Raw genomic sequence first — 26872 nt, 5'->3', positions numbered from 1 at the left:
CCACTCGTATGCCACCTTCACCCACACCACTGTCGACGCCGCGGGCGGTGGTCGAGGAGTTCTTCGACCGGATGGCCGACGAGCGCCGCGACACCATCGCCGAGCTGTTCGCCGACGACGCCGTCGTCACGCTCCCGGGTGCGCGCTTTTCGGGCCCCGACGCCCCGGGTGAGTTCCTGGCGTTCCTCGCGCCCCGGTACGAGTGGGCCGAAAAGGAGTTCGACAGGTGGCTCGAGAGCGGCGACGAGGTCGTGAGCATCGGGACGCTCTCCGGCGTCGACCGGGCGGGCGACGCGTTCGAAGGGGTCCGCTACGTCGACGTCTACGAGGTCGTCGACGGCCGCATCACGCGGCTCGACATCTGGAACGACCTCGCCGTCGAGGGTGTGGTATGACCGCGCCGTCGACCGAGCGCACGGGCGTCCTCTTCGCCCTGCGTGATGACCCCTCGCTCGTCCAGTTAGCCGAGGAGCTGGGGTACGAGAGCGCGTGGAGCGCCGAAGGACAGGGCAAGAGCGCCTTCGGGAAGCTGGAACGCTGGGCGGTGCACACCTCGACGATCAGACTCGGGACGGGCATCGTCAACGTCTTCTCGCGGACGCCCGCGGCGCTGGCGCAGGAGGCCGCGACGCTCGACGCCCACTCCGACGGCCGCGCCATCCTCGGCCTCGGCGTCGCGCATCCGGGGGTCGTCGAGGGGTTTCACGGCCTCCCGTTCGAGCGCCCGCTCGCCCGCATGGACGAGTATATCGGGCTCTTGCGTCGGTATCTCGCTGGCGTTGCCGAGCCGTTCGACGGCGAGTTCTGCTCGCCCGAGCGGACGAGCTTCTGGGACGCCTTCCAGCCACCTCGGGCCGAGATTCCCATCTACAACGCCGCGCTCGGTCCCGCGAACATCCGGCTCACCGGCCAGTTCGCCGACGGGTGGCTTCCCAACCTGTACCCGCTCGACGCGTTCGACGAGGCGCTCGACCAGCTTCGCGTCGGAGCCGAGCGGGCCGGGCGGGACGTCGACGATATCGACGTCGCGATGTACGTCCTCACCGCCGTCGACGACGACGCCGACGTCGCCCGGCGACTGGCCGCCGAACACGTCGTCTACTACCTCCGGGACATCCCGGGCTACTACGACAGACCGGCGGCCGAGGCGGGGTTCGCCGACGAGGTGCAGTCGGTGAAGGCCGCCGACTCGACCGCCGAGGCGCTCGAACACGTCTCCGACGGCTTCCTCGACACCCTGGCGGTGTGGGGTACTCCCGACGAGACGCGCACGCGACTCGCCGCGATTCGCGAGGCCGGCGTCGACCTCCCCATCGTCCGCGCGCCGACGGCCGCCGACCGAGACCAGGCCGAACGCGTCGTCCGGACGTTCGCCCCCACCCACTCGTGAGCCGGCCCGCCGGTACCCACGCTCTCCGCTCGCGACGTCACGGGAGGTAGCTTTTAGCGGGCTCGCCGCGCACGGGGCGTATGCTACCGAGTACCGTCGACCTCGTCGTGCGCGACGCACGCGTCGTCACCCCCGAAGGGACGCGTCGCGGCGGGGTCGCCGTCGACGATGGGGTCATCGTCGCCGTGGCGGCCGACCCGACGCTCCCGCGCGGCGACCAGGAGGTCGACGCCGAGGGGAACTACCTCATCCCGGGGCTTATCGACCCACACGTCCACCTCGGGCGACGGGGCACGGGCTATCCGGAGCAGCTCGTAGTCGACTTCGAGACCGAGACGCGCGGCGCACTGTTCGGCGGTGTGACCTCGCTGTTGAACTTCGTCGAACAGGGCGGCCACTACGTGCCCGACCTCGACGTCTTCATCGAGGTCGGCGAGGCGAACTCGTACATCGACTTCGGCTACCACGTGGTGATGAGTCACGCCCACCACATCGACGAGATACCCGCCCTCGCCGAGCGGGGGGTGACGTCGTACAAGATGTTCTTCAACATGTACAAGTACAGCGACATCGACATCGAGCCCTGCGAGGCCGACCGGGTCTACCGGGTTCTCGCGCAGGTGGCCGAGATTCCGGGAGCGGTGGGGATGTTCCACGCGGAGAACGCCGAACTCCAGCGCGAGTGCGAACGCCAGATCCGAGCGGCGGGCCGTCACGACCTCCGGGCGTGGGCCGACGCCTCGCCCCCCGCGGCGGAGGCGATGCAGATCGACCAGATCGGTCACCTGTCGAGCCTCGCCGACGCGCGCTGTTACGTCGTTCACGTCAGCAGCGCCGAGGGTGTCGCGGCCGTCACCCGCGCCCGAGACCGGGGGGCGGACGTCGTCGGCGAGACCCTGGTGACGTTCCTCGCCAACACGGTCGAAGACGACCTCGGCGTCTGGGGGAAGGTGTCGCCACCGCTCCGCGGCCCTCGCCACCAGAAGGCGCTGTGGGAGGCGGTTCGCGTGGGTGCCATCGACCACATCGGGTCGGACCACGTCGCCATGACCGTCGAGGAACAGGAACTCGGCGAGGGACGGTACGGCGAGCACTTCTGGGACGCCCCTCCGGGTATCCAGCCGGGCATGGAGTTCATGCTCCCGATGCTGCTCACGGAGGGGTACAACCGGAACCGGCTCTCGATGGAGCGACTCGTCGAGGTCTGCTCGACGAACAACGCCAAGCGGTTCGGGCTCTACCCCCGCAAGGGGGCCATCGCGGTCGGCTCGGACGCCGACCTGGTCGTCGTCGACCCCGACCGCGAGACGACGGTCGACGACGACTTCTTCCACACCCGCGAGCCCCGCTGGTCGTCGGTCCACGGGCGCGACGTGAAGGGGATGGCGACTCACACCATCGTCGGCGGCGACCTCGCCGTCGCGGACCGCACGCTGCTCGCCGACCCCGGCGGCGGACGGTTCCTCGCCCGCGGGCCGGCGGGGGAGCGGGCGCTGTGAGCGCGCCCGCGTGTCTCGCTGATTCGAACACCGCAACCGTCACGTCCCTCGACTGTGTGGACGACGTGACCACACGTCATGACTGAACGACCGTGGGACGACCTGCTCTCCGAGCGTGACCGCCAGGTCATCGAGGCGGCAGGCTACGACGCGCGAGGCGCATCGAACTGGAACACGAGAGGGGTCGGCGAGCGACCGATGGTGCTCGTCGTGGACATGCAGCGGCTCATCGTCGCCGAGGACGTCTCCATCTTCGAGGCCATCGAGGAGACGTCGCGTATCGCCATCGGTGAGGGGGCGTGGCGGGCGATGGCGGAGATGGTCGACCTCGTCGAACGAGCCCGTGAGTTGGGACACCCCATCACTTACACCCGAGTCGTCCCGCCCGCGTACGACGACCCCGGGCATCCGGACCTGGCGGTGGTCGACGCGCTCGCGCCCGCCCCCGAAGACGACGTCCTCGACAAGCGCTACGCCAGTTGCTTCCACGGGACGGACCTCGTCTCGCGGCTCGTCCGGGCGGGCGTGGACACCCTGGTCGTCGTCGGCGGCACGACGAGCGGCTGTCTCCGGGCGACGGTCGTCGACGCCCAGCAGTCCGGCTTCAACGTGGTCGTCCCCCAGGAGTGCGTCTTCGACCGCCTCGACCTCTCACACCGCGTCTCCCTGCTCGACATGTGGATGAAGTACGCCGACGTCCGCGAGACGACCGAAGTGCTCGCGATGCTCGAATCGGTCGCCCGTTAGTCGTGAGACGTCCTGCGTCTCGGCCGACGTCTCGTTTGTGGGACAATAGTTATCATCCCGCGCTCGCCTCTGAGACGGTATGACTGGTGCGACCATGGCCCAGCAGATACTGGCGTCCCACGCCGACCGGGCGTCGGTCTCACCGGGCGAACACGTCACCGTGACGCCCGACTGGGTCCTCACCCACGACCTCTCGACGTACCCGGTGATGAACCGGCTGGCCGAACTCGGCTTCGACCGGGTCGCTCGCCCCGACCGCCACGTCGTCGTCTTCGACCACCACGTCCCCTCGAAGAGCAGCCTCATCACCGACCACCTGAACGAGGTCGAGGCGTGGGTTCGCGAACAGGGCATCGAGCACTTCTTCCCCGCCGGCTCCGGCATCTGCCACAACGTCCTCGCGGAGGAGGGGTTTTCGACCCCCGGTGCGCTCATCCTCGGCGCGGACTCGCACACGACGACCCACGGCGCGTACGGCGCGTTCGGGACGGGCATCGGCCACACCGACTGCGCGGACGCGCTCGGCACCGGGCGGCTGTGGCTGCGCGTCCCCGAGACGCGGCGGGTCGTCGTGGAACACACCCTCCCTCCCCACACGTCGGCGAAGGACCTCGGGCTCTTTTTGATGGGGCAGCTGACGGCGAAGGGAGCCATCTACGAGGCGCTGGAGTACCACGGCGAGGGCGTCGAAGCGCTCGCGATGTACGAGCGGCGGACGCTCTCGAACCTCGCCGTCGAAGTTGGGGCGATGGCCGGACTGGTGCCGCCCGACGAGACGACGGCGGCGGCCGTCGAGGACGTGGCACGACGCGCGCCCGACGTCGTGACGCCCGACGACGACGCCGCGTACGTCGGCGAGGTCCGCGTCGACGCCCGGACGGTCGAGCCGCTCCTCGCGCGTCCCTCGCGCGTGGACAACGTCGGGAGCGTCGCCGACCACGTCGGTACCCGCGTCGACCAGGTGTTCGTCGGCACCTGCAACAACTCCGACTACGAGGACATCGCCGCCTTCGCCCGGCTCGTCGAGGACGAGACCGTCGCGTCGGGAACGGACCTCATCGTCATCCCGGGGAGCCGGCGGGCGCTCGTGCGACTCAACGACGCGGGGCTCACCAACGTCATCGTCGAGGCCGGCGGCATGGTCGGCACCCCCGGCTGCGGCCCCTGCTTCGGCGCGCACGGCGGCATCCTCGGCGAGGGCGACGTCTGTCTCGGGACGATGAACCGCAACTTCCCCGGGCGGATGGGTGAGGGGGAGATCTACCTCGGCAGCCCCGAGACGGCGGCCGCGACTGCCATCTACGGCGAGATAACCGACCCCCGGGAGGTCCGCTGATGGAGCGTCGCGGGCGCGTTCACCGGCTCCCCGACGACGTCGACACCGACCAGATCCTCCCCGGCGAGTTCCTGACGACGGTGCCGAACGAGGAACTCGGCGAGTACGCGCTTCGGGGGTACGACCCCGACTTCGCGGCGCGCATCGAAGCCGGTGACGTCCTCGTCGCGGGGACGAACTTCGGGCTCGGCTCCTCTCGCGAGTCGGCCCCGGTCGCGCTCCGGAACGCGGGGGTGGGCGCCATCGTCGCGGAGTCGTTCGCGCGCATCTTCTACCGGAACGCCATCAACGTCGGCCTCCCCATCGCCGTCGTGCCCGGAATCTCCGACCACGTCTCCGACGGCGACACCCTCCGGGTCGACGTCGCTCGCGGCGAGGTGGAGAACCTCACCACCGGCGAGTCGTTCGACACCGACCCGCTCCCGCCCGACCTGCTGGAGATACTCGAAGCCGGCGGGCTGGTGGCGTACCGACAGCGTGCGACGCGCTAGTCCTCTCGGGCGAACCGCGCTGCGTACTGCGTCTCGCGCTCGTCGTACTTTTCCTCCAGGCGGTTCCACTCGCCCTTCGCCGTGATGTCGTCGCGCTCGTCCCACTCGACCATCCGGTCGAGGACCGACCGCTGGCTCCCCTCGGCGATAACCGTCTCGTACACCTCCCTGACCGTCTTGAGTGCGGCCTTGAACGCGTCGGAGGGGTGGATGGCGACGTCGTAGCCGAGGGCGTGTAGCTCCTGTTTCGACAGGGGCGGCGTCTTTCCCTTCGCCGCCATGTTCGCGAGGTGTGGGCCGTCGACGGCGCTCGTCACCTCCCGCATCATCTCCGGGGAGGTGGGGGCCTCGACGAAGAGGACGTCGGCACCGGCGTCGCGGTAGAGTTCCGCCCGGGCGATGGCGTCCTCGACGCCCGAGACGGCGATGGCGTCGGTGCGGGCGATGACGAGGAAGTCGTCGTGCTCCCGTGCGTCGACGGCGGCTTCGACCTTCGCGGCGAACTCGGCGGCGTCGACGAGGCGCTTCCCCGCGAAGTGCCCGCACTTCTTCGGGAAGTCCTGGTCCTCTAGCTGGATGGCCGCGACGCCGGCGCGCTCGTACTCCTTGACCGTCCGGCGGACGTTGAGCGCGTTCCCGTACCCGGTGTCGCCGTCGGCGACGAGCGGCACCGAGAGGACGCCCGCCATCTGTCGGGCGCGCGCGGCCATCTCCGTCATCGTCGTGAGGCCGATATCGGGGCCGCCGTGGACCGACGAGGAGACGCACGACCCCGACATGTACACCGCCTCGGCACCCGCCTGTTCGGCCATCCGCGCGGTGAGGGCGTCCCAGGCACCGTGGGCGATGAGGATACCTTCCGAACCGAGTCGCTCGCGTAAACTCACACGCATGACCTCCGTGGGTGAGACGGGGCCTTCAAGCTGTGCGTCGGGGCACGCCCGGGCTGTGACCGCCCCTCACCCCGTGTTGGCGAGGCCGCCGTCGACGACGAGCGAACTCCCGGTGACGTACGCCGACCGGTCGCTCGCCAGATAGACGACCGCCTCGGCGACGTCGCCCGGGACGCCGAACCGCCCGAGCGGGATTCGGGACTCGAACGCCTCCCCGCGGGCGGTGTCGACGACCGCCGAGTCACGTCGCGTCATCGCCGACTCGACCACGCCCGGGTGGACGGCGTTCACCCGGATTCCCGCGTCACCGAGTGCGTCCGCCATCGCGTACGTCATCAGACGGACGGCTCCCTTCGAGGCGGAGTACGCCACGTAGTCGCCGACGCCGTACAGGCCGGCCGTGCTGGAGAGGTTGACGATGCTCCCGCCTCGCCCCCCGTCGACCATTGCCCGCGCCGCGGCCTGCGCCCCGAAGAAGACGCCGCGGGCGTTGACGGCCATCACCTCGTCGAACACCGCGGGCGTCGTCTCGAGGAACTCGCTGGCGCGGAAGACGCCCGCGTTGTTCACCATCACGTCCACGCCGCCGAGACCCGCTGCGGCGTCGATTACTGCCTCGAACGCCGCGGGGTCGGCGACGTCGCAGGTGACGAACGCCGCCTCGACCTCGAACGCCGATTCGATCCGTTCGACGGTCGGCGGGCCCCCCTCGCGCGGCGTCTCGCGTCGGTCCGCGACGACCACGTTCGCCCCGTCGCGGGCGAGCGCGGCGGCGATTTCGCGCCCGATACCGCTCGCCCCACCGGTCACGACGGCCGTCTTCCCCGCGAGTTCGCCCGTGCCCGCTCGCTGGTCGGTCACGACTGGCCCCACGGTGTGCGGGCCTCGACCGTCCGCCGGCGTGTGTCCGCGTCAGTAGCCGTCGACGCGCGAACGATGGGCCGGTCAGCCCTCGCGTCGGGTGGGGTCGCGAACCGTGTGCGGGCCGCTCGCTCGGTGCCGGCCAGCCCTCTCGACTCGTCGAGGGTGGGGTCGTCGAGCAGGCCGAGTGTGCGTCGGGTGTGTGTCGCTTCGACTGTCACGAGTGTTCACGCCGCTCACACGTGTCGGAGCCGACAAAACCGTTCCGTCTGGACGGTACAGCGGCTCACAGGCCTGAAACCGGCCGGAGACGAAAGTTTATTGCTCGGAAGCCGGAACTACTGCCAGATGGTCGCACTCCTCGAGACGGATGGGCTCACCAAGACGTTCGGCGCGCTCGTCGCGAACGACGGCATCTCCATCTCGGTACCGGACGGCGCGGTGAGGGGTATCATCGGTCCGAACGGGAGCGGCAAGTCGACGTTCTTCAACACGCTCACCGGCTTCTATCAGGCCGACGGGGGGACGGTCACGTTCGACGGGACGGACGTCACCGGGTGGTCGACGCACGCCATCGCCCGCCGTGGACTCGCCCGGACGTTCCAGATCGTCTCGCCGTTCGAGGACCTGACGGTCAAGGAGAACCTGCTCGCGGTGTACACGCCGGGCCTGCGGGTCTCCCGGGAGAAACGCGACCGCGCGGACGAGATTCTGGCGTTCCTCGAGATCGACCACATCGCCGACAACGAGGCCAGCGAGATGAGCGGCGGGCAGCAGAAGCTCCTCGAACTCGCGCGGGTGTTGATGCTCGACCCGAAGTGCATCCTCCTCGACGAGCCGACCGCGGGCGTCAACCCCGCGCTCCAGAACCGCATCCTCGACCGGCTCGAGGAGATGAACCGCCGCGGGAAGACGTTCATCATCGTCGAGCACGACATGTCGCTCATCGAGCGGTTCGCCGACTCGGTCACCGTCTTCGACCAGGGGCGCGTCATCGCCGAGGGCTCGTTCGACGAGGTGAAAGGGGACGACCGGGTCCGAGAGGCGTATCTCGGGAGCGAGGCGGGCGTGGAGGACGTCCTCCCATGACCGCCGCCGAGTCCCCGGCGACGGACGGCCAGGTGGACCGACCGCGACTCGTCGGCCGGGACATCGTCACCGGCTACGGCAGTTCGGAAATCCTCCACGGCGTCTCGGTCGAGAGCCACGACGGTGTCACCTGTATCTTCGGCCCGAACGGCAGCGGCAAGTCGACGCTCATCAAGGCGCTCAACGGCATGGTCCCCGTCTGGTCGGGCGCTGTCACCTACGGAGAGACGGACCTCACGGCGATGGGTCCGAACGAGGTGGTCGCGAGCGGTATCATCACGCTTCCGCAAGACGGTGGGCTCTTCCCGAACCTCACCGTCCGCGAGAACCTCCGACTGGGTGGGTACACCGTCTCGGACAAGTCGGTCGTCGACGAGCGGCTGGAGGCGGCGCTGGCGGCGTTCCCCGACCTCCGAGACAAGCTCTCCTCGAAAGCGCGCGCGCTCTCCGGCGGCCAGCAGATGATGGTCAGCTTCGGGCGGGCGATGATCTCGGACTCGGACGTCTTCTTGCTCGACGAGCCGAGCGCCGGCCTCTCGCCCACGCTCGTCGACGACGTCATCGACCAGGTCCGCACTCTCGTCGACCACGGCGCGCAGGTCGTCCTCGTCGAACAGAACGTCCGCGCCGCGCTTCGCATCGCGGACCACGTCTACATCCTCGCCCAGGGGAAGACGCAGTTCGACGGGCCGGCGACGGCCCTCAGCGAGGAGGACGAACTCATCGAACTCTACCTCGGGCTCGAGTAGCGCTGTTCGGTCACGTCACCGAGACGCGAGCACCCCGAGCTCCCGTGGCGTGACCGAACGCTCGCGGACCGCCGGCCACAGCGTGTCCGCCGCGTCGTCGCCGAGCACCGGCCCGACGAGTTCGTCGAACTTCTCGCGGAGTTCCGCTTCGGCCCAGGGACGCTCGGCCCCGCCCCGGGCGTGGACGACCTCCTCCTCGTAGGACTGCCCGTCGTCGAGCGTGACCCGCACACGTGCGCTTCGGGCGTCGGGGAGCCGTGCGGTGAGGTCGGACGCCCCCCGGACCGTCACGCGCTCGGCGAGTTCGAACGTCGCCGCGGAGCGGGCCCGCTCGTCGAACGACGGCTTCCCCGACGAGCCGGTGAGCAGGCGCGTCGCGACCGCGAACGGGATTGAGAACTTCGCCTGCAGCGCGTTCGTCGGGCGCACCGCCGTGAGTTCGGCCGCCATCGGATAGGTCTCGACGTCCACCTCGGCGACCCGGTCGGCGTCGAAGGAGACGCGTTCGAAGAGCGCGTCGAGCGCGTCCAGGGTGGGGTGGGTGTACCGACAGGCGGCGTGACGCTTGAAGTAGCCGCCCGTCACGTCCCACCGCTCGCCCAGGTCGCGAGTGAGTTCGTCGGCGTCGAAGCCGTCGCCGCAGGCGGGCGAGAGGTGACGGGCCACCCCACCCACCAGCCCGGTGAAGCCGGCCTCGGCGAGTTCGACGGCGAGCATCCCGTCGAGGTTGGCCTTGCCCGCGTAGCTGTTTCGTACCGTCGCCCCCTCCGTGGCGGCGGCCATCCGGGTGTGCTGTGCCCCGTTCGCGGCGATGCGCATCGCCGTCAGCGTCGTCTCGGCGTCCAGCCCCCGGAGCCGGGCGACACCGACGGCCGCCCCGACGGCCCCCCAGACCCCGTGTGGGTGGTAGCCGGCGGTCAGCGGAGCACAGGCTCGCGCGACACGGGTGACCACCTCGTAGCCGGCGACGAACGCGGTGAGGAACTCCTCGGTGGTGGCGTCCGTCGCGTCCCCCGCGGCGAGGACCGCCGGGAGGACGTGGATGGCCGGGTGGCCGGCGGCGTACTTGTGGCCCTCGTCGAGTTCGAGCACCGTGCCCGCGGTGCCGGTGACGAGCGCGGCGAGCCGCGGCGACAGCCGAGACGCGGTCCCGAGCACGGCCGCTGTCGGTGCCTGCGGCGCTGCCTCGTCCGCGAGGCGGTCGACGAGCGAGCCGACCGCGGGGTCGGTCGCCCCGCCGACGACCGCTCCCACCGTGTCTGCGATGACGAGCCCGACGTGTGTCTGGACCTCCGGTGGGACGTCCGCGAGCCTCAGGTCGGCCGCGAACGCCGCCGCCCGCGCCTCGGCGTCCGAGACGGGGTCGCCGCCCGCCGACGCGGCCACCTCACCGCGTTCCATCGTGTCTCTCCCCGCCCCCCGGCCGATTCGTGCTCCGCTGGCGCTCCCGTGTCGTCCGGGCAGTGCTCACACGTACCATGTACGGACCTGTCGGACGTAAGACTACATAGAGATTCGCGTCGTTCGCCTCTCACCCGGCCCGCGGCTGAACCGTCCGCCACGAATCCTCCCGTCTCACGGCCCAGCGGCCCGAGCGACGCCCGTCCGGTGTACGAAATTATAAGTAGAGTCACAGACTATACAGCGCATTGGTCAGCATGAGAGACAATAGCAAGACCCGCCCGTCGAGCAGACGTACGTATCTGAAAGCCATCGGTGTCGGCGTGACGGCAGGTCTCGCAGGCTGTACCGGCGGTGGTGGTGGAAGTGAGGGTGGCGGCAGCGAGGGCGGCGGCGGTGGCGGGAGCGAGGGTGGTGGTGGAAGCGAAGGCGGCGGCGGGACGTCGACGGGCGAGCCCCAGACGCCAATCGAAGAGGTCGTCATCGGTGCGAACCACCCGTTGACCGGTTCGCTCGGCCCGGCGGGGACCGCGATGTCGAACACGGGCAAGATTGCGGCGATGCACGTCAACGAGGCCGGCGGCATCGAGGCGCTCGACGGCGCACAGCTCCGGTTCATCAGCGCCGACAACGAGGGCACCCAGGAGCTCGGCGGCGAGGTCGAACAGCAGCTCATCGACGAGGGCGCACACGTCCTCACCGGCTGTTACTCCTCGCCGGTCACGCTGGCGGCCACGCAGGTGGCAGAGCGGACGGGTATCCCGCACATCATCGACGTCTCGGTCTCGAACGACATCCTGCAGGGGCGCGGGCTCAACTACACCTACCGCATCCAGACGCCCGCGAGCGGGATGGCGGGGAACTACGCCGACTTCATGCCGGTACTCGCTCGGGACAACGGCCAGACGATGGACACCGCCTCGCTCGTCTACCTCGACAACTCGTTCGGCCAGTCCATCCGGCAGACGCTCGTCGAGCGCCTCCCGGGTGAGAACGTCGAACTCGTCATGGAGTCGGCGTACTCGTTCGGCCAGGAGAGCTTAGACACCGAGGCGACGCAGGTCAAGGAGGCCGACGCCGACGCGTTCATCTTCGTCGGCTACGGTGCCGGTGGGATTCGGATGATGCAGTCGCTGCAGAACGTCGAGTATCGCCCGCCGATCATGTCGGGGACGTCGACGCCGACCTTCACCGACTCGGACGTCATCTCCCAGATCGGGGAGTTCGCGAACGGCGGGTTCGGCAACAACTACTCGTGGGACTACACCAACGACCTGACCGACCGCGTCTTCGCCGATTACCAGGCGGAGTACGACCGCCGGCTCGGCGTCACCCACGCGGTGATGACCTACTCTGTCGTGAGTGTCGTCCGGGCGGCGCTCGAGGAGGCCGGCTCCGCCGACCCCGACGACATCAACGAGGCGCTCAAGACCGTCTCCGTCGACGACCACCCCGCGGCGGCGGGCCCCATCGAGTTCCAGGAGAACGGTGAGAACGCCAACGCGCTCTCGCCGATGTACCAGGTCCAAGACCTCGAACCGGTCGTCGTCTGGCCCGAGGAGTACGCACAGGCCGACGTCCAGTTCTGACCCGGCACCTGTTCCCGTCTCTCACTGCACCCACCATACCCCGATCCACTCATGCTCACGCTCACGCTTCCGCTCATCACGCCCGACGACGTCGTCGGGCCGCTCTCGGAGTTCGTCCAGGACGTCGTTACCCTGGACCCCGTCCTGTTGCAGCTCGGCGTCTTCGCCGTCTTGCTCGGCGGCGTCTTCGCCCTCGCCGCGCTCGGCCTGACGCTCATCTTCGGGGTGATGGACGTCGTCAACTTCGCCCACGGCATGCTCATCGTCACCGGCATGTACACCGTGTTCTTCCTCACGACGACGTTCGGCGTGAACCCGTTCCTCGCGATTCCCGTCGCCGTCGCCTTCCTCTTCGTCGTGGGCGTCGTCATCAGCGTCACCTCCATCGAACCCATCATCGAGGCACCCCAGGAGAACCAGTTCATCGTCACGCTCGGGCTGACGTTCATCCTGCTGGCGATCATCCAGATCATCTTCACGGGCGACCCCCGATCCATCGCGCTCGACCTCGGCCGCATCGACTTCTACGGCGCGCTCATCCCGCGCGGGCAACTCTACGCGCTCGCCCTCGCCGTCGTGGCGATGGCCGGGCTGTGGGTGTTCCTCCAGAAGACCGAACTCGGGACCGCGATTCGCGCCACCGCGGACAACCGCGACGGCGCGTGGTACGTCGGCATCAACGTCCCGCACATCGACCACCTCACGGTGGGTATCGGGAGCGCGCTCGCCGGCCTCGCGGGGTCGGCTATCGTCATCTTCTCGCCGTTCGACCCGTTCATCGGCGAGTCGTATCTGGTGAAGGCGTTCGTCATCGTCGTCCTCGGCGGGCTGGGGTCGTTCCCCGGCGCGCTCGTCGGTGGCCTCATCGTCGGATTCATCCAGGTGTTCGGCGGCTTCTACCTGCCGGGCACGGTCAACGAGGTGCTCATCTTCGTCCTGTTCGTCCTCCTCCTCTACCTGAAACCCACGGGCCTGTTCGGGGCTCGGGAGGTGTGACGTGAGTCGAGACGCCCTCGGGACCGAGACGGTGCGCGCCCGGCTCGACGCCTGGTCGTACGGCTTCCTGCTGAAGGGTGGGGCCGGCTTCGGCCTGCTCGCGCTCTTGCCGATGATCATCGAGTTCGAACTGCTGGGGTTCAGCCTCGGCTCCGTGTTAACGCTGAAGATGCTCATCGTGACGCTCGTGTTCGCCTACGCCAGCCAGTCGTGGAACATCGTCTCGGGCTTCACCGGCTACTTCTCGTTCGGCCACGCCGCCTTCTTCGGCATCGGCGCGTACGCCACGATGAAGCTCGCCATCGACTTCGCGGTCAACCCGTGGGTCGGCATGCTCGTCGGTGGTGTGGTCGCGATGGTCGTCGGCTTCGCCGTCGGCTACCTCAACTTCCGGTACAACCTCCGCGGGCACTACTTCGCGCTGGCGACGTTCGCCGTCGCGATGCTGTTCTCGGTCGGGACCAACAACGTCAGCGAACTCCGCGGGGCCATCGGCTTCTACCGCCCGTTCCCCCGCGACTACGGCCTCGACTACGGCCTCGCGGCCTTCCAGTTCACGAGCGACCTGCCGTACTACTACCTCATCCTCGGCCTGCTCGTCGTCGTCACGACGGTCGCCTACGCCATCCGGGAGTCCCAGGCGGGGCTGTATCTGTTCGCCATCAGGGAGAACGAGGACGCCGCCGCCAGCGTCGGCATCCCCACCTACCGCTACAAGATGCTCGCGACGGGCGTCAGCGCCTTCTTCACCGCGTGGGCCGGGTCGTTCTGGAGCATGTACTTCGAGATCGTCCGCCCGGACACCGTCTTCGGCCTCTTCAAGAACGTCGAAATCCTCCTCCCGGCGGTCGTCGGCGGCATCGGGACGGTCGCCGGTCCCATCCTCGGGGCGTTCGTCGTCTTCCCGCTCGCGGAGTTCTTCCGCGTCAACGTCGACCAGGTCGTCGGCCTCGACGACGTCGTCTACGGCGTCGCGCTCGTCGCCATCGCGCTGCTGCTCCCCAACGGCCTCATCTCGCTCCGCGAGCGGTTCGGCCGCTCCCGGTGACGTCATCCATGTCGCTCGAAATCTCCCTCACTGACCGGGTCGCCATCGTCACCGGCGCGAGCGCCGGTATCGGCCGCGGCATCGCCCTCGCGCTCGCGCAGGCAGGTGCGAGCGTCGTCGTCGCCGACGTCGACGAGACACCGCCGACGGGCGAGGTCGTCCCCACCGTCGAGGCCATCGAAACAGCCGGCGGCGAGGCGCGCTACGTCGAGACCGACGTCGCCGACGGCGACGCGGTCGAGGCGCTGGTCGCCGAGACCGTCGCGTCCTACGGCGGGCTCGACGTGCTCGTCAACAACGCCGGCGTCTCACACGACGGCACTGTCGAGGAGACGACACCCGAGACCTGGGACCGCGTCCTCGGGGTGAACCTCACCGGCGTCTACCACGGCGTCCACCACGCGATGCCCGTGTTGAAACGGAGCCCCGCCGCCCGGGTCATCAACGTCGCCTCCCAGCTCGCGCTCGTGGGTCGTCCGCGGAAGCCGGCCTACCTCGCCTCGAAGGGCGGTGTCGTCTCGCTCACCCGGCAACTGGCCGTGGACTACGCGGACGTGCCCGTCCTCGTCAACGCTATCTGCCCCGGCGTCGTCCGGACGGAACTCACCCGGGAGGCGCTGTCGGACCCCGACTCGAGCGCCTTCCTCGAATCGGCGACGCTGCTTCCGTACCTCGGCGACCCCGACGACGTCGGCGCGATGGCCGCGTTCCTCGCCTCGGACCTCGGGCGATACATCACCGGACAGTGTCTCGTCGTCGACGGCGGCTACACGGCGCACTGACCCGACTGACCCTCGCGTGTGGGACCCTCGGTCCAGAAGACGACCTCAGGGACCGCGTCTGAGCGCCTCGCCGACGGCGCGCGCGTCACGCTCGCGAATCGACACGAGCGCGTCGAACGCCTCGTCCGCGTCGTCGAGGCGGGACGCGAGCAGTCGCCGCCACTTCTCTCGGAGGGCGTCCGTCCCCGGGAAGTTCCGGTAGTCGCCCGGCGGGTCGATGCACTCGGCCGCCACGGTCGACCCGTCGGTGTGGGTCACCGCGACGCGCGCGCTCCAGTGTTCGGGGAACGTCTCCTCGTACTGTTCGTCGTAGTGAACGCTGACGCGCGCTGCGAGCGCCCGGACCGCGGGGTCCGAGAGGGACGTCTCGTCGAAGTCGTCGAGCCAGAACGGGCCGCTCGTGAGGTAGCGCGCGAGGACGTAGGGGATGGAGAACTTCGCGCTCGTCGCGTTGGTGTAGTCGGTGTAGTCGAGGTCGCAGGCGTTGCGATACGAGTAGACGTCGATGGCGTCGACCCGTTCGACGTCGACCTCGTCGGCGAGTTCTTCGACCGCACCCAGCGGGGCGTGGGTGTACCGACACGACGGGGCGAACTTGTAGTAGTTCGTCTCGATCTCCCACGTCTCACCGAGTTCGGCGAAGGCGCGGTCGAACGCCTCGCCTTTCAGTTCCCGGAGCGGGTCGTACACGTGATGCATGGCCGCGCGCGACCCCGCGAGCCCGGAGTCGGCCAACAGCGCCGCGTTGACGCCCGCCTGTGCGGAGAACCCCGCGGTGTAGTTCCGCGCCGGCGCACCCTCGCGGTAGGGGTCCCACATCGAGACCACGGCCAGGTTCGCCCCGAGTCTGAACGCCTCCAGCACTGCTTCCTCGTCGGCACCGAGCGCGATGGCCCCCGCGACCGCGGGCCCGAGCGTCGTCCACGTCGAGTGGGGGTCACGGACGAGCCACGGGAGCGCCTCGTTCATCCGGTCTTTCATGAGGAAGATGGCGTTCTCGATGCGTGCACACAGTTCGTACGCCTTCACCACCCCTTCGACGAGGCGTTCGCCGTCGGCGTCGGCGTGCTCTGCGAGGGCGAACCCCCCGACGACGACGCCGGCCCCGACGTGCCCGCCGGTGTTGTGTCCCTCTTCGATCTCCTGTGAGATGCTCGCCGTCCCGTTCAAGAGTGCGGCGCTGCCCGCGTCGGCCGTCCGTTCCGTCCCCACGACGGAGGCGTCGCCCGCCCCGAGCGCCACCTGCGCGGAGACGGCGTCGTTCGCCGGGACGGCCGCGCCCGCGACGGTCGCCGTGAGGACGTCCGCGACGACCTGCGCCCCCCGGTCTCGGACCGCGGGCGGAACGGGGCCAGAGAGGAACGCTGCGACGTCGCTGAGCCAGGCGCTGTCTTCCGGCACGCTAACCATGTGAGTCGCTCACCCCACGCCGGTATAACTGTTCGTGACGGCCCGCTGAGACGCGCGTCGGCGAGCCTCGGTGTCACCACCGGAGACCATACGATTATGTGGAACGGTCACTTCCCTCGGGTATGTCCGCGCACGACTGCCCGTCTCACACTCTGACCGCCGCGGCCCCCACCGACGCCCATGGTGGGTGAAGCACAGCATCCCACGGGTGACGTGGGCCCCCTCGACGGCGTGACCGTCCTCGACGCCTCGCGCGTCCTCGCGGGGCCGTTCTGTACGATGCAACTCGGCGACCTCGGTGCCGACGTGATCAAGATCGAGCGGCCGGGGGTCGGCGACCAGACGCGCGGGTTCCGCCCGCCGACGTACGGCGACAGCGACGAGTCGTCGTACTACCTGAGCGTCAACCGCAACAAGCGGTCGGTGACGCTCGACCTCGGGTGCGAGGACGGCCGAGCGGTCTTCCGGCGCATCGCCCGGGAGGCGGACGTCGTCGTCGAGAACTTCCGCGTCGGGAAGATGGACGCGTGGGGACTCGGCTACGACGACCTCGCGGCGGAGAACCCCCAACTGGTGTACGCCTCGCTCTCTGGCTACGGCGAGTGGGGACCCGACCGCGACCGGGCGGCGTACGACATCGCCATCCAGGCGGAGGCGGGGATGATGAGCATCACCGGCCCCGAAGACGGCGCGCCCGTGCGCGTCGGCGTCGCTATCGCCGACATCGGCGCGGGGATGTACACCACGCAGGCCGTCCTCGCCGCGCTCTTCGAGCGCGAGCGGACCGGCGAGGGACAGAAGGTGGACGTGAGCCTCTTCGACGGGCAGGTCGCGTGGATGTCGTACATGGCGAGCCAGTACTTCGCGACCGAGAGGCCGCCCGGACGGATGGGCTCGAAACACCCCAACATCGCGCCGTACCAGGCACTCACCACAAGCGACGGTTACGTCGTCGTCGCCGTCTCCTCGGAGAACATGTGGCCGCGTTTCTGCCGCGCCATCGACCGCGCGGACCTCGTCGACGACGAGCGGTTCGCCACCAACGAGGCGCGGGTCGAGCACCGCGACGTGCTGGACCCGCTCCTCGACGCGGAACTCTCGGCGTACACGACCGCGGAGGCGGTAGAACTGCTCGACAGCGAGGGCGTCCCCGCGAGCCCCGTCGAGGACCTCGAATCGGTGTTCGACCGCGAACAGGTCCGCGCGCGGGGGATGCGCCAGTCGGTCGACCACCCCACGGCGGGGGTGGTGGAGATGTCGGGCACGCCGATGCACTTCTCGCGGACGCCGGCGTCGATTCGAGCGCACCCGCCGCTCCTCGGCGAACACACAGACGAGGTGCTGGCCGAGTACGGCTACTCGCCGGCGGAACGCGAGGCGTTCGAGGCTGACGAGGTCGTCTAGCCCCCACCTCTATCACCGTCGCCGCCGACGGTCGGGTATGGTAGTCGACGGAGTCGCGTACGACGGCATCGAGTTCTCCCACCCCGGCCACGCGAGCGTGCGCATCGAGTCCGAAGGCGTGGTCGTCTACATCGACCCGTGGCGCGACGTCGTCGACGGTGAACCGGGTGACGCCGACGTCGTGGTCGTGACCCACGACGACGACGACCACTACGACCCCGACGGCATCGACGCGGTCTCGAACGACGCGACGACGGTCGTCGCCTACGAGGCCATCGACACGAGCGACCTCGGCCGACCAGTGACGCCTCTGGCGGCCGACGCGACCGTCACGGTCCATGGGCTCTCGGTCGAGGCGGTCCCGGCGTACAACCGCGCCGACGGCGACCACGTCGACGACGACGGGAACCCGTACCACGCGGTGGGTGAGGTCGTCGGGGTGGTGGTGGACATCGGTGACACTACCGTCTACTTCCCGAGCGACACCGACTTCCTCGACGACCACCGCGACCTCCGCGCGGACGTCGTCATCCCGCCCATCGGCGGGACCTACACGATGGACCGTCACGAGGCGGCCGCCCTCGCCGAGGCCGTCGGTGCGGCGCTCGTCCTCCCGGTGCACTACGACACGTTCGAGGCCATCGAGACGGACGCCGAGGCGTTCGCGGACGACGTCGAGGCGCGCGGCATGCGGGTCGAGCTGTTCTGAGCGCTCACCGGCGACCCGCCGAGACCGCCTGGCCGACCCGGCGGGTCGGCCATCTTTATTGCCCGTGGGTGCCAATCTGTGCCACTATCGCCGCGTCGCCCCTCGGAGCGCGACACGGGGGAGTACGCACCAGCACCAGCCATGTCAGATTCAACTACTGCCGTGCGGCCACTCGACGGCGTCACCGTCATCGAGGCCGGCTCGATGATCTCCGGACCGACCGTCGGTCGGATCCTCGCCGACTTCGGCGCGACCGTCATCAAGATCGAACATCCGGCGTTCGGCGACCACCTCCGTAACTTCGGCCCACAGAAGAACGGGGCCGGCCTCTGGTGGAAGTATCTGGGCCGGAACAAGCAGTCAGTCACCCTCGACCTCGGGAGCGAGCGGGGCCAGGTGGTCTTCGAGGACCTCGTGAGCGAGGCGGACGTCCTCGTCGAGAACTTCCGCCCCGGGACGTTCGAGAAGTGGAACCTCGGGTACGACCGCCTACAGGAGCTGAACCCGGGCCTGGTGATGCTCAGGGTCTCGGGGTTCGGCCAGGACGGTCCGTACGCGAACCGCCCGGGGTTCGGCACCCTGGCGGAAGCGATGAGCGGCTTCGCGTATCTGAACGGGTTTCCCGACCGACCACCGCTGTTGCCGCCGACGGGGCTGGCCGACAGCATCGCCGCGCTCTTCTCGACGTTCGCCGTCGCGTTCGCGCTCTATCACCGCGACGTCAACGGCGGGTCGGGCCAGGTCATCGACACCAGCCTCATCGAGCCCATCTTCAGCCTGCTCGGGCCACAGCCGCTCAGCTACGACCTCCTCGGCGAGATCGAAGAGCGGTCGGGCAACCAGTCGAACTCCTCGGCACCGCGGAACGTCTACCGCACGAAAGACGACCGCTGGGTCGCCATCTCCGCGAGCGCACAGCCGCTCGCCATGCGGACGCTCGAGGCCATCGAGCGGCCCGACCTCAGAGACGACCCGCGTTTCGCGGACAACGCCGCGCGCGTGGCGAACCGCGACGAACTCGACGCCATCATCCAAGAGTGGATGGACCGACACACGCGCGAGGAGGTCATGGCCCGCTTCGAGGCGTGTGATGCGACTCTCGGCCCCGTCTACAACGTCGAGGACATCCTCGCCGACGAGCACTATCGGGCGCGCGAGGCGGTGGTCTCTGTCGACGACCCCGACGTGGGCGAGGTTCGCGTCCAGAACACCTTTCCTCGTTTCAGCGAGACGCCCGGCGGCATCGACTTTCTCGGTCCCGCCCTCGGCGCGCACAACGACCGGGTGTACGGCGACATCCTGGGGTACGACGCGGAGACGCTCGTCGAACTCGACGCGGAGGGTGTGATATGACCTTCTCGCTTTCGCTCCCCGACGAAGCCCACCTGGTCGAGATGCTCCCGCGAGACGGCTTTCAGCGACTGGACGAGTTCGTCCCGACGGCCGAGAAGGTCGAACTCATCGACGCGCTGTCGACCACCGGCGTCGACGAGATCGAGTTCACCTCCTTCACGCACCCGAAGGCGGTCCCCACGCTGCGAGACGCCGACGAGGTCGCGAGACGGATCGACCGCAACCCCGAGGTGACCTATCGCGCGCTCGTCCCCAATCGAATCGGCACCGAACGTGCCGTCGCGGCCGAGGTCGACAAGGTGAACGCGCTCGTGACGGTCTCAGAGAGCTATAGCGCGAAGAACCAGTCGATGACGGTCGCAGAGACACTGGACGAGATCGAGGCGACGGTCGACCTCGCACACGACCACGGCATCGCGGTCGAAGCCGGGATGGGGACGAGCTTCTACTGCCCCTACGAGGGGCGCATCCCGATGGAGGCGACGCTGACCGTCGTCGACCGGGTCGTCGAGGCGGGCGTCGACGAGGTGACGCTGGCGACGACGATGGGGCTCGCGAACCCGCGTGAGGTGTACGAGCTGTTCACCGCGGTGTTCGAGCGGCACCCCGACCTGGACGTCGGGCTCCACCTGCACGACACGAACGGGATGAGCCTCGCGAACACGCTCGTCGCGATGCAGTGTGGCGTCGACCGCTTCGACTCCTCGGTGTGCGGACTCGGCGGCGGCGTCGTCCTCCCGGGCGGGCTGCGAGGCGTCGGCAACACCCCGACGGAGGACCTGGTCCGGATGCTCGACGGGATGGACGTCGACGTCTCGGCGGACGTCGCGCGAGTGGAGGCGGTCGCCCGCGAGGTGTCCGACCGACTCGGCCTCGGCGCGACGAGCCACGTTCTCATGGGCGGGACCGTCGAGCGGGTGCTGGAGACGGTCTCGTCGGCCGCCACCGGCTCTCGCGAGGGTAACATGGGTGATATGGGAGGCGAGCAGTGATGCGCGACCGCGACGAGACCAAGACGTTCGCGGAGAACCTCCTCTCCGCGAAATCGGGCGCGGACGTCCGTGCGGGCGAGTACGTCGAAGCGCACATCGACGTCGCGATGGCTCACGACATCACCGGCCCCCTCGCGTTCGACACCTTCGAGGAGGTGACCGGCGGGGACGGGACGCTGTTCGCCCCCGAGCGGACCGTGTTCACCATCGACCACCACGCGCCCGCCGACGGCGTGCAGGCCGCGAACAACCACAACCGGCTCCGGGAGTTCGCGGCCGAACACGGGGCGGCGCAGTACGACGTCGGCGACGGCATCTGTCACCAGGTGCTCGTCGAGGAGGGGTTCGTCGGACCCGGTGACCTGGTCATCGGCGCGGACTCACACTCGACGACCTACGGCGGACTCGGGGGCTTCGGGACCGGCGTCGGCTCCTCGGACCTGGGGACGGCACTCGCCACCGGCGAGCTGTGGTTCCGCGTCCCGACGACCCTCCGGTTCGAGGTCGACGGCGACCTCGCGGACGGCGTGTACGCGAAGGACCTCATCTTGCGGTTCATCGGCGACGTCGGCTTCGACGGCTGTACGTACCGGGCCGCCGAGTACGCGGGGTCGACCGTCGAGTCGCTGCCCATCTACGAACGGCTGGTCCTCGCGAACATGGCCATCGAGATGGGCGGCAAGGCGGGAATCGTCGAGGCCGACGACCGAACGGTGCGGTTCCTCGAAGCCCAGACCGGGGACACGGTCGAGATTCCCGCGTACGCCCACGCGGGTGAGTCGGCCGAGTACGAGGCCGTCTACTCCTACGACGGGTCGGCCATCGCCCCACAGGTTTCGAAGCCGTCGAACCCCGAGAACGCCGTGGACGTCACCGACGTCGAAGGGACCCCGCTCGACCAGCTGTTCGTCGGGACCTGCACCAACGGGCGGTACGAGGACATCAGACTCGTCGCGGACATCCTCGCGGGGGAGGAACTCGCACCGGGCGTCCGGATGGTCGTCGTCCCTGCCTCGGGGGCGGTCTACCGGGAGATGCTCGCGACGGGGGTCACGGAGACGCTCGTCGACGCCGGCGCGATTGTCCAGGCCGCCGGCTGCGGCCCGTGTGCGGGCTACCACCAGGGCGTCCTCGGGGACGGCGACGTCTGTCTCGCCACCGCGAACCGGAACTTCCCCGGGCGCGAGGGGTCGATGGAGTCGCGGGTCTACCTCGCCAGCCCCGCGACCGTCGGCGTCTCCGCGCTGTACGGCGAGATCACCGACCCGCGGACCCACGCGACGAACCGGTACGACGACCACGTCGTCTCCTCGTCGACGACCGCCGGAGGGGCGGAGTCGTGAGCGCCCGACCGGACCCGGCGGACCCGGGTCGCGCGTGGTGCTTCGGCGACGACATCGACACAGACCAGATAACCCCGTCTCGGTTCATCGTCTCCTCGGACCCGGACGAACTCGCCCAGCACGCCTTCAACGACCTCCGGCCGGCGTTCTCCGAGACGGTCCAGCCGGGCGACTTCGTCGTCGCGGGGACGAACTTCGGGAGCGGGTCGTCGCGTGAACAGGCACCGCTCGCCCTCCTCGGTGCGGGCGTCGCGGGCGTCGTCGCGGAGTCGTTCGCGCGCATCTTCTTCCGCAACGCCATCAATCTGGGACTGCCGGTGCTCATCTGTCCGGGCGCGGGCGGTATCGACGACGGGGACGAGGTGTCGATGGCCCTCGACGCGGGTGTCGTCCGCAACCACACGAAAGACGAGACGTACGACGCCGAGCCCCTCCCGCCATTCCTGCAAGAGCTCGTCTCACAGGGTGGGCTGAAGGCGTACACGAAGGCGAAGCTCGACGCGGAGTGACGCCCGGCGGTGTCCGACACCGTCACTCTCACCGTCACTCCACCCTGTGAGCAACGCCGCGGCCCAGGACGCCCGCGAACACACCGAACGCATCGGTGTCACACGATGGCGTCCGAGAGCGAGACCACCGTCTCGACCCCCTGCGGCACACGCGTAGGCCCCGACCGAGACGGATGCGCCGTCTGACGAATTCACCAGTGAACACCACTAGTGAACACGAACACTGAACACTCTCGGTGAATACGTCCGAGTTCCGGACGGCTGCGTCCGGCCAGGCGACACGCCCCGCTCAGCCCCTGTCGTGGCGTTCGGCACCCCGCGCCATCGCCCGTTCGAGGAACTCCGGGGGGAGCGCGTCGACCTCGCCCGCCTGGACGCGCCAGAAGTTGGCGTAGAGGCCGTCGCGAGCGAGGAGTTCGGTGTGAGTCCCCCGTTCCGTGATTCGGCCGTCGTCGACGACCACGATGCGGTCCGCGTTGCGGACGGTCGACAGCCGGTGGGCGATGACGAACGTCGTCCGGTCGCGAGCGAACTCGGCGATGCTCCGCTGGATGAGCGCCTCCGTCTCGGTGTCGACGCTGGCGGTCGCCTCGTCGAGGACGAGAATCGCGGGGTCTTTGAGGATGGTCCGTGCGAGGGCGATGCGCTGTCGCTGCCCACCGGAGAGTTTCACGCCGCGTTCGCCCACGCGCGTCTCGTACCCGTCGGGGAGGTTCTGGACGAACGCGTGCGCCTGTGCTCGCTTCGCGGCGCGTTCGACGTCCTCGTCCGTCGCGTCGAACGTCCCGTAGCGGATGTTCTCGCGAATCGTCCCGAAGAACAAGAACGGCTCCTGGCTGACGTAGCCGACGGCCCGTCGGAGGCTCGTGAGCGTCACGTCGCGGACGTCCCGACCGTCGATGCGGACCGCGCCCTCGTCTGCGTCGTACAGCCGGGGGACGAGTTTGAGGAGCGTCGACTTGCCCGCGCCCGTCGGGCCGACCACGCCGATGGTCTCGCCGCCGGCGACGTCGAGTGACACGTCGGTGATAACGCGCCGGCCGCGGTCGGTGTCGTAGCCGAACGAGACGTGGTCGAACTCGACCGCGCCGGTACGGACGTCGAGGTCGGTCGCATCCGGCGCGGCTGCGATGCGGCTCTCGCGCGCCATCACGTCGGCGACGCGGACGGCCGCGGCCTTCGCCCGCTCGTAGTCGTCGACGACGGTCCCGAAACGGAGGACGGGCCAGACGAACTGCTGGGCGTAGATGACGAACGTGACGAACTCGCCGGGTGAGAGCGTCGCCGACAGGCCGAACGGCGCGCCGGTCAGAATCCACAGGCCGCCGACGAGGAAGGTCACGGCGAAGCCGACGCCGGAGATGACGGTCAGCCCGGGGTAATAGGTCGTCTGCGTCCGGATGGCCGTGAGGTTCGCGGTGAGGTACGACCGCGAGGTGGACTCGACGCGGTCGCGCTCGTACGCCTCCGCCCCCTCGGTCTTGATGACTTCGATCCCGCTGACGTTGTTCTCCAGCCGGGAGTTGAGGTCGCCGATCTTCCCCCTGATGGCGAGGTACTTCGGTTCGATGACGCGCGTGAAAAAGAGCGTGAACGCGACGAGCGCCGGGATGGGAAGCAGGGTGACGAGCGTCAGCGGGACGTTGAGCGTGAGCAGTATCGCCCCAATCCCGACGACCGTCGCCCCGATCCAGATAATCGCGCTGAGGCCGTCTTCGAGGAACGTCTCGAGGGCGTTCACGTCGTTGTTGAGCACGCTCATCAGGTCACCCGTCCGCCGGTTCGTGAAGTACGCGAGGTCGAAGCGCTGGAGGCGGTCGTACGCGTCGACCCGAAGCGCGTGCTGGATGCGCTGGGCGAACACGCTCCACCCCCAGTCTTCGAGCCAGGAGGCGACGGCTCCGCCGACCGTCGCCACGACCAACACGGTGATGGCGAGGGTCAGCTGGTCGACCGGACTCGTCGGCAGCCACGCCGCGGGCACGAACGGCAGGCCGAAGGGGCGCTCGCGCAGGAAGATGGCGTCGACCGCCAGCCCGATGACGAACGCGGGGACGAGTCCGAAGAGTCGACCGAGGACCGTCGAAACGACGCCCAGGCCGGCGTAGGCGACGTGCGCTCGCCCGTAGGCGGCGTACAGCTGCCAGATCGGGTCGGAACGCCATCCCGCTTCGGTCTGTGAGTCGTCCATCTGTCTCTTTGGAGTCGCTCACGGCGTATGACGCTGTCTCCCGGACGCCTCGCGGTGGCGCGGGCGACCCGCCGTCGCGGGCGCGGACACGGCCCTCCGTGGTCGCCCCGGCCGGGCGAGCGGGCTACGACGGGTGCCAGTTCTCGACGAACTCGACCAGGTCGCGCTTGAACTGTTCGAGGTCGTCGTCGGTCGGCCTGTCGACGACGTAGTCCGTCGGCGGTGTGTCCTCGTCCCAGTCGGTGATGGGCTCGACGCCGAGTGCGTCCCGGACGTTCCCGATCTGGCTGAAGACGCCCGAGACGGCGGAGCCGGCGAAGTACAGCCCACACAGCGCGCCGTCCTCGGTGAGAAACACCGGGGAGCCCGAGTCACCGGGCGCGCCGAGGTCGGTCGTGATGACGCAGTCGTCGACCCGGACGAGGTTCGGGTGGCCGGGCTCGCCGTAGTCGATGTCGACGGAGACGTCCACCAGCACGATCTCCGCCGTGGTCACGTCCGTCGTCCGCCCCGACTTCGTCACCGTCTTGCCGCCGTGTTCGTCCGTGATGTCGTAGACGACCCGTCGGCCGTACTCCTCACCGTTCTCGGCCGTCTCGAGACCGATGGTCCCCCAGCCGTCCTCGATGGAGACGGAACGGGCGGCGACGTCGACCTTCACCCCGTCGGTGATGGGGACCTCACCGACGAGTTCGCCGACCTTGCCGCCCTTGAACGGCTGGTTGATGGGGCGGTGCGGCACGAACTCGTCCCCGACGTACACGTGCCAGTTCGACAGGCGGACCACGCTGCCCGTCGAGACGCCGGTGCTCCACTCCCCTTTCGAGGTGTCGACCACGCGCGCCAGGAAGCTCGCGGTCCCGACCCAGTCGCGATTCTTCGGCTGCTCTTCGGCACCCGCTTCGACCGGCCGCACGACCGCCGACGACTCCGCCGCGAGCGGGACGGAGTGTGCCCGGAGCTCACCCACCTCGACGACGCCGTGTTCGTCCTTCGAGAGCGACGTGTTGTTCGCGACCAGCTGGTTATCGGGCAGGTCTTGCTCTGGTTTTTTCTCGGTGACGAGCGCGACGATCTTCCCCGTCTTGGGGTCGATCGCCGTCCCGACGACGTTGTCCAGGTCCTCGACCTCCCTCCGGAACTTCGCCAGCTTCGCCTGCCGTTCTGCGTCTTTCATGAGTGTTCCTCGCTCCTATACAATCGACCTGACAAGAAATAAGTGTGATTGCGCTGTCGCGGTATGTCCGCGAGCCCGGAAGACCCTGAAACCCGGACTGACTGGAGTGAAACCCGCCGAACGGCCGTGTCTGGTGGTCGGGAACTCGACTCATTTGCCGGCTCTCGACGTCGCCGAAGGCGGACGACCGTCCCCTACGTATCGGTATAATTTCATTTACTGGTCGTCGTCAGCGCCCCGAGGAGTCATGAACGTCGGCCCGTGCTCGCCGTTCCGCCACCACGGTGTGGACGCGCCAGTCGCCTGTCCCGACCGCTCGACCGTTTCGAGCGCCGGCTCGAACGGGCGTCCTCGACGACATCACTGGCAGCGGCGACGTCCGCGCGCGGTCGCTCGTCGAAGCCGGGGTGACCGACCGCTCACAACTCCCGGCGATGGACAGCGAGCGCTTCGCGGCGGTCGCCGACGTCACCGTCGAGATGCCGAGCCGCGGCGCGAGCGCCCCCGAGACCAGTACGGCCGGTGGCCGGGCCGCACCGCACGCTGGCAGTCGCGAGCTCGGAAGCGCGGGGGGTCGGAAGCCCGGCGGCCCGCTCACTCGATCGTGAGCGACCCGTCGTCGTCGTCGGCTTCGTCCCACTCGAGTTCGAACTCGACCTCGATCTCGGCGGGCCCGCCCGACTTCGACGTCTCCCGCTCGACCTCCACCTCGAACTCCATGCGTCCCGGCGGACGGAGCGTGACCGACTCCCCACCCGACTCGAGGGTGAACTCCTCGCCAGACTCGAGGCGGTCCGCGACCGTCCGGAGGTACTCCGCGACTTCGGCCGTCCCCATGCTCCGTTCGAACTCGAATATCGTCTCTTCAGGCATACCCCATCAGACGACTCACAGCGTCTTGACTCCACCCGTC

The 26872-nt window shown here is 69.1% G+C and carries 27 protein-coding genes; 19 read left to right on the top strand and 8 right to left on the bottom strand.

Annotation, left to right across the window (positions count from 1 at the left end):
* Positions 1–8: 8 nt before the first annotated feature.
* From E6N53_RS15815 to E6N53_RS15790, 6 genes are all read left to right on the top strand, one after another.
* Positions 9–395, top strand: coding sequence for a nuclear transport factor 2 family protein (locus E6N53_RS15815; protein WP_142860514.1), 387 nt, complete (start codon positions 9–11; stop codon positions 393–395).
* Positions 392–1390 (top strand): LLM class flavin-dependent oxidoreductase, encoded by a 999-nt coding sequence (locus E6N53_RS15810; protein ID WP_136591117.1) that lies wholly within the window; start codon positions 392–394, stop codon positions 1388–1390. The genes E6N53_RS15815 and E6N53_RS15810 overlap by 4 nt, the downstream gene beginning before the upstream one ends.
* An 80-nt stretch (positions 1391–1470) precedes the next feature.
* On the top strand, positions 1471–2889 hold the full coding sequence (locus E6N53_RS15805; RefSeq protein WP_142860513.1) for a dihydroorotase: 1419 nt from the start codon (positions 1471–1473) through the stop codon (positions 2887–2889).
* 78 nt (positions 2890–2967) lie between these two features.
* Positions 2968–3636: an isochorismatase family protein gene (locus E6N53_RS15800; protein ID WP_142860512.1), complete on the top strand. Its 669-nt coding sequence runs from the start codon at positions 2968–2970 to the stop codon at positions 3634–3636.
* A 79-nt stretch (positions 3637–3715) separates the two neighbouring features.
* Complete coding sequence (locus tag E6N53_RS15795; RefSeq protein ID WP_201741166.1) at positions 3716–4972, top strand: aconitase/3-isopropylmalate dehydratase large subunit family protein; 1257 nt, start codon at positions 3716–3718, stop codon at positions 4970–4972.
* The gene (locus tag E6N53_RS15790) at positions 4972–5463 is read left to right on the top strand and encodes a 3-isopropylmalate dehydratase small subunit (RefSeq protein ID WP_142860511.1); all 492 of its coding nucleotides are present in this window, start codon (positions 4972–4974) and stop codon (positions 5461–5463) included. The genes E6N53_RS15795 and E6N53_RS15790 overlap by 1 nt, the downstream gene beginning before the upstream one ends.
* Here E6N53_RS15790 and E6N53_RS15785 read toward each other — a convergent pair.
* From E6N53_RS15785 to E6N53_RS15775, 3 genes are all read right to left on the bottom strand, one after another.
* Positions 5460–6350, bottom strand: coding sequence for an isocitrate lyase/PEP mutase family protein (locus E6N53_RS15785; RefSeq protein ID WP_161596577.1), 891 nt, complete (start codon positions 6348–6350; stop codon positions 5460–5462). The genes E6N53_RS15790 and E6N53_RS15785 overlap by 4 nt on opposite strands.
* 72 nt (positions 6351–6422) lie before the next feature.
* Positions 6423–7217, bottom strand: coding sequence for an SDR family oxidoreductase (locus tag E6N53_RS15780; protein WP_136591123.1), 795 nt, complete (start codon positions 7215–7217; stop codon positions 6423–6425).
* Entirely contained in the window at positions 7214–7438 is a 225-nt protein-coding gene (locus E6N53_RS15775) for a hypothetical protein (RefSeq protein ID WP_142860509.1), read from the bottom strand. The genes E6N53_RS15780 and E6N53_RS15775 overlap by 4 nt, the downstream gene beginning before the upstream one ends.
* Positions 7439–7565: 127 nt before the next feature.
* On the opposite strand from E6N53_RS15775, the gene E6N53_RS21280 reads away from it, so the two are divergent.
* Both E6N53_RS21280 and E6N53_RS21275 read left to right on the top strand, forming a co-directional pair.
* Entirely contained in the window at positions 7566–8306 is a 741-nt protein-coding gene (locus E6N53_RS21280; RefSeq protein WP_236642382.1) for an ABC transporter ATP-binding protein, read from the top strand.
* Positions 8303–9055: an ABC transporter ATP-binding protein gene (locus tag E6N53_RS21275; protein ID WP_236639624.1), complete on the top strand. Its 753-nt coding sequence runs from the start codon at positions 8303–8305 to the stop codon at positions 9053–9055. Before E6N53_RS21280 ends, E6N53_RS21275 begins: the two co-directional genes overlap by 4 nt.
* Positions 9056–9070: 15 nt before the next feature.
* Here E6N53_RS21275 and E6N53_RS15765 read toward each other — a convergent pair whose 3' ends face one another.
* A complete protein-coding gene (locus E6N53_RS15765; RefSeq protein WP_142860508.1) occupies positions 9071–10456 on the bottom strand; it encodes an MmgE/PrpD family protein in 1386 nt (461 codons plus the stop codon).
* Positions 10457–10713: 257 nt separating this feature from the next.
* Between E6N53_RS15765 and E6N53_RS15760 the strand changes: the two genes are divergently transcribed.
* From E6N53_RS15760 to E6N53_RS15745, 4 genes are read left to right on the top strand one after another with little or no spacing between them, the layout of a single operon-like run.
* The gene (locus E6N53_RS15760; RefSeq protein WP_136601435.1) at positions 10714–12045 is read left to right on the top strand and encodes an ABC transporter substrate-binding protein; all 1332 of its coding nucleotides are present in this window, start codon (positions 10714–10716) and stop codon (positions 12043–12045) included.
* A gap of 51 nt (positions 12046–12096) precedes the next feature.
* A complete protein-coding gene (locus E6N53_RS15755) occupies positions 12097–13041 on the top strand; it encodes a branched-chain amino acid ABC transporter permease (protein WP_142860507.1) in 945 nt (314 codons plus the stop codon).
* Between the two features lies 1 nt (position 13042).
* Entirely contained in the window at positions 13043–14089 is a 1047-nt protein-coding gene (locus E6N53_RS15750; protein ID WP_394343775.1) for a branched-chain amino acid ABC transporter permease, read from the top strand.
* Between the two features lie 8 nt (positions 14090–14097).
* Entirely contained in the window at positions 14098–14871 is a 774-nt protein-coding gene (locus E6N53_RS15745; protein ID WP_136601436.1) for an SDR family NAD(P)-dependent oxidoreductase, read from the top strand.
* A 45-nt stretch (positions 14872–14916) separates the two neighbouring features.
* Here the strand turns inward: E6N53_RS15745 and E6N53_RS15740 are convergent, their stop codons facing one another.
* Positions 14917–16281, bottom strand: a complete 1365-nt coding sequence (locus E6N53_RS15740; protein WP_142860506.1) for an MmgE/PrpD family protein — start codon at positions 16279–16281, stop codon at positions 14917–14919.
* A gap of 180 nt (positions 16282–16461) precedes the next feature.
* Between E6N53_RS15740 and E6N53_RS15735 the strand changes: the two genes are divergently transcribed.
* From E6N53_RS15735 to E6N53_RS15710, 6 genes are all read left to right on the top strand, one after another.
* A complete protein-coding gene (locus E6N53_RS15735; RefSeq protein ID WP_142860505.1) occupies positions 16462–17685 on the top strand; it encodes a CaiB/BaiF CoA transferase family protein in 1224 nt (407 codons plus the stop codon).
* Positions 17686–17722: 37 nt separating this feature from the next.
* A complete protein-coding gene (locus E6N53_RS15730; RefSeq protein WP_136601439.1) occupies positions 17723–18394 on the top strand; it encodes an MBL fold metallo-hydrolase in 672 nt (223 codons plus the stop codon).
* Between the two features lie 141 nt (positions 18395–18535).
* Positions 18536–19747 (top strand): CaiB/BaiF CoA transferase family protein, encoded by a 1212-nt coding sequence (locus E6N53_RS15725; protein ID WP_142860504.1) that lies wholly within the window; start codon positions 18536–18538, stop codon positions 19745–19747.
* Positions 19744–20739 carry a hydroxymethylglutaryl-CoA lyase gene (locus E6N53_RS15720; protein ID WP_142860503.1) on the top strand — a complete coding sequence of 332 codons (996 nt, stop codon included), beginning with the start codon at positions 19744–19746 and terminating at the stop codon, positions 20737–20739. Before E6N53_RS15725 ends, E6N53_RS15720 begins: the two co-directional genes overlap by 4 nt.
* Entirely contained in the window at positions 20739–22082 is a 1344-nt protein-coding gene (locus E6N53_RS15715) for an aconitase/3-isopropylmalate dehydratase large subunit family protein (RefSeq protein ID WP_142860502.1), read from the top strand. Before E6N53_RS15720 ends, E6N53_RS15715 begins: the two co-directional genes overlap by 1 nt.
* Entirely contained in the window at positions 22079–22591 is a 513-nt protein-coding gene (locus tag E6N53_RS15710) for a 3-isopropylmalate dehydratase small subunit (protein ID WP_136591134.1), read from the top strand. The genes E6N53_RS15715 and E6N53_RS15710 overlap by 4 nt, the downstream gene beginning before the upstream one ends.
* Before the next feature lie 289 nt (positions 22592–22880).
* Here the strand turns inward: E6N53_RS15710 and E6N53_RS15705 are convergent, their stop codons facing one another.
* Positions 22881–24782 (bottom strand): ABC transporter ATP-binding protein, encoded by a 1902-nt coding sequence (locus E6N53_RS15705; RefSeq protein ID WP_142860501.1) that lies wholly within the window; start codon positions 24780–24782, stop codon positions 22881–22883.
* Between the two features lie 124 nt (positions 24783–24906).
* Positions 24907–25959 carry a chymotrypsin family serine protease gene (locus E6N53_RS15700; RefSeq protein WP_142860500.1) on the bottom strand — a complete coding sequence of 351 codons (1053 nt, stop codon included), beginning with the start codon at positions 25957–25959 and terminating at the stop codon, positions 24907–24909.
* Positions 25960–26243: 284 nt separating this feature from the next.
* Between E6N53_RS15700 and E6N53_RS15695 the strand changes: the two genes are divergently transcribed.
* Positions 26244–26567 carry a hypothetical protein gene (locus E6N53_RS15695; RefSeq protein ID WP_142860499.1) on the top strand — a complete coding sequence of 108 codons (324 nt, stop codon included), beginning with the start codon at positions 26244–26246 and terminating at the stop codon, positions 26565–26567.
* On the opposite strand, the gene E6N53_RS15690 is transcribed toward E6N53_RS15695, so the two are convergent.
* Positions 26554–26832: an amphi-Trp domain-containing protein gene (locus tag E6N53_RS15690; protein ID WP_142860498.1), complete on the bottom strand. Its 279-nt coding sequence runs from the start codon at positions 26830–26832 to the stop codon at positions 26554–26556. The genes E6N53_RS15695 and E6N53_RS15690 overlap by 14 nt on opposite strands.
* Between the last annotated feature and the right edge of the window lie 40 nt (positions 26833–26872).

The organism is Salinigranum halophilum, assembly GCF_007004735.1.
GTDB classification, from domain to species: domain Archaea; phylum Halobacteriota; class Halobacteria; order Halobacteriales; family Haloferacaceae; genus Salinigranum; species Salinigranum halophilum.
This window is presented reverse-complemented; position numbering and strand designations above follow the sequence as displayed.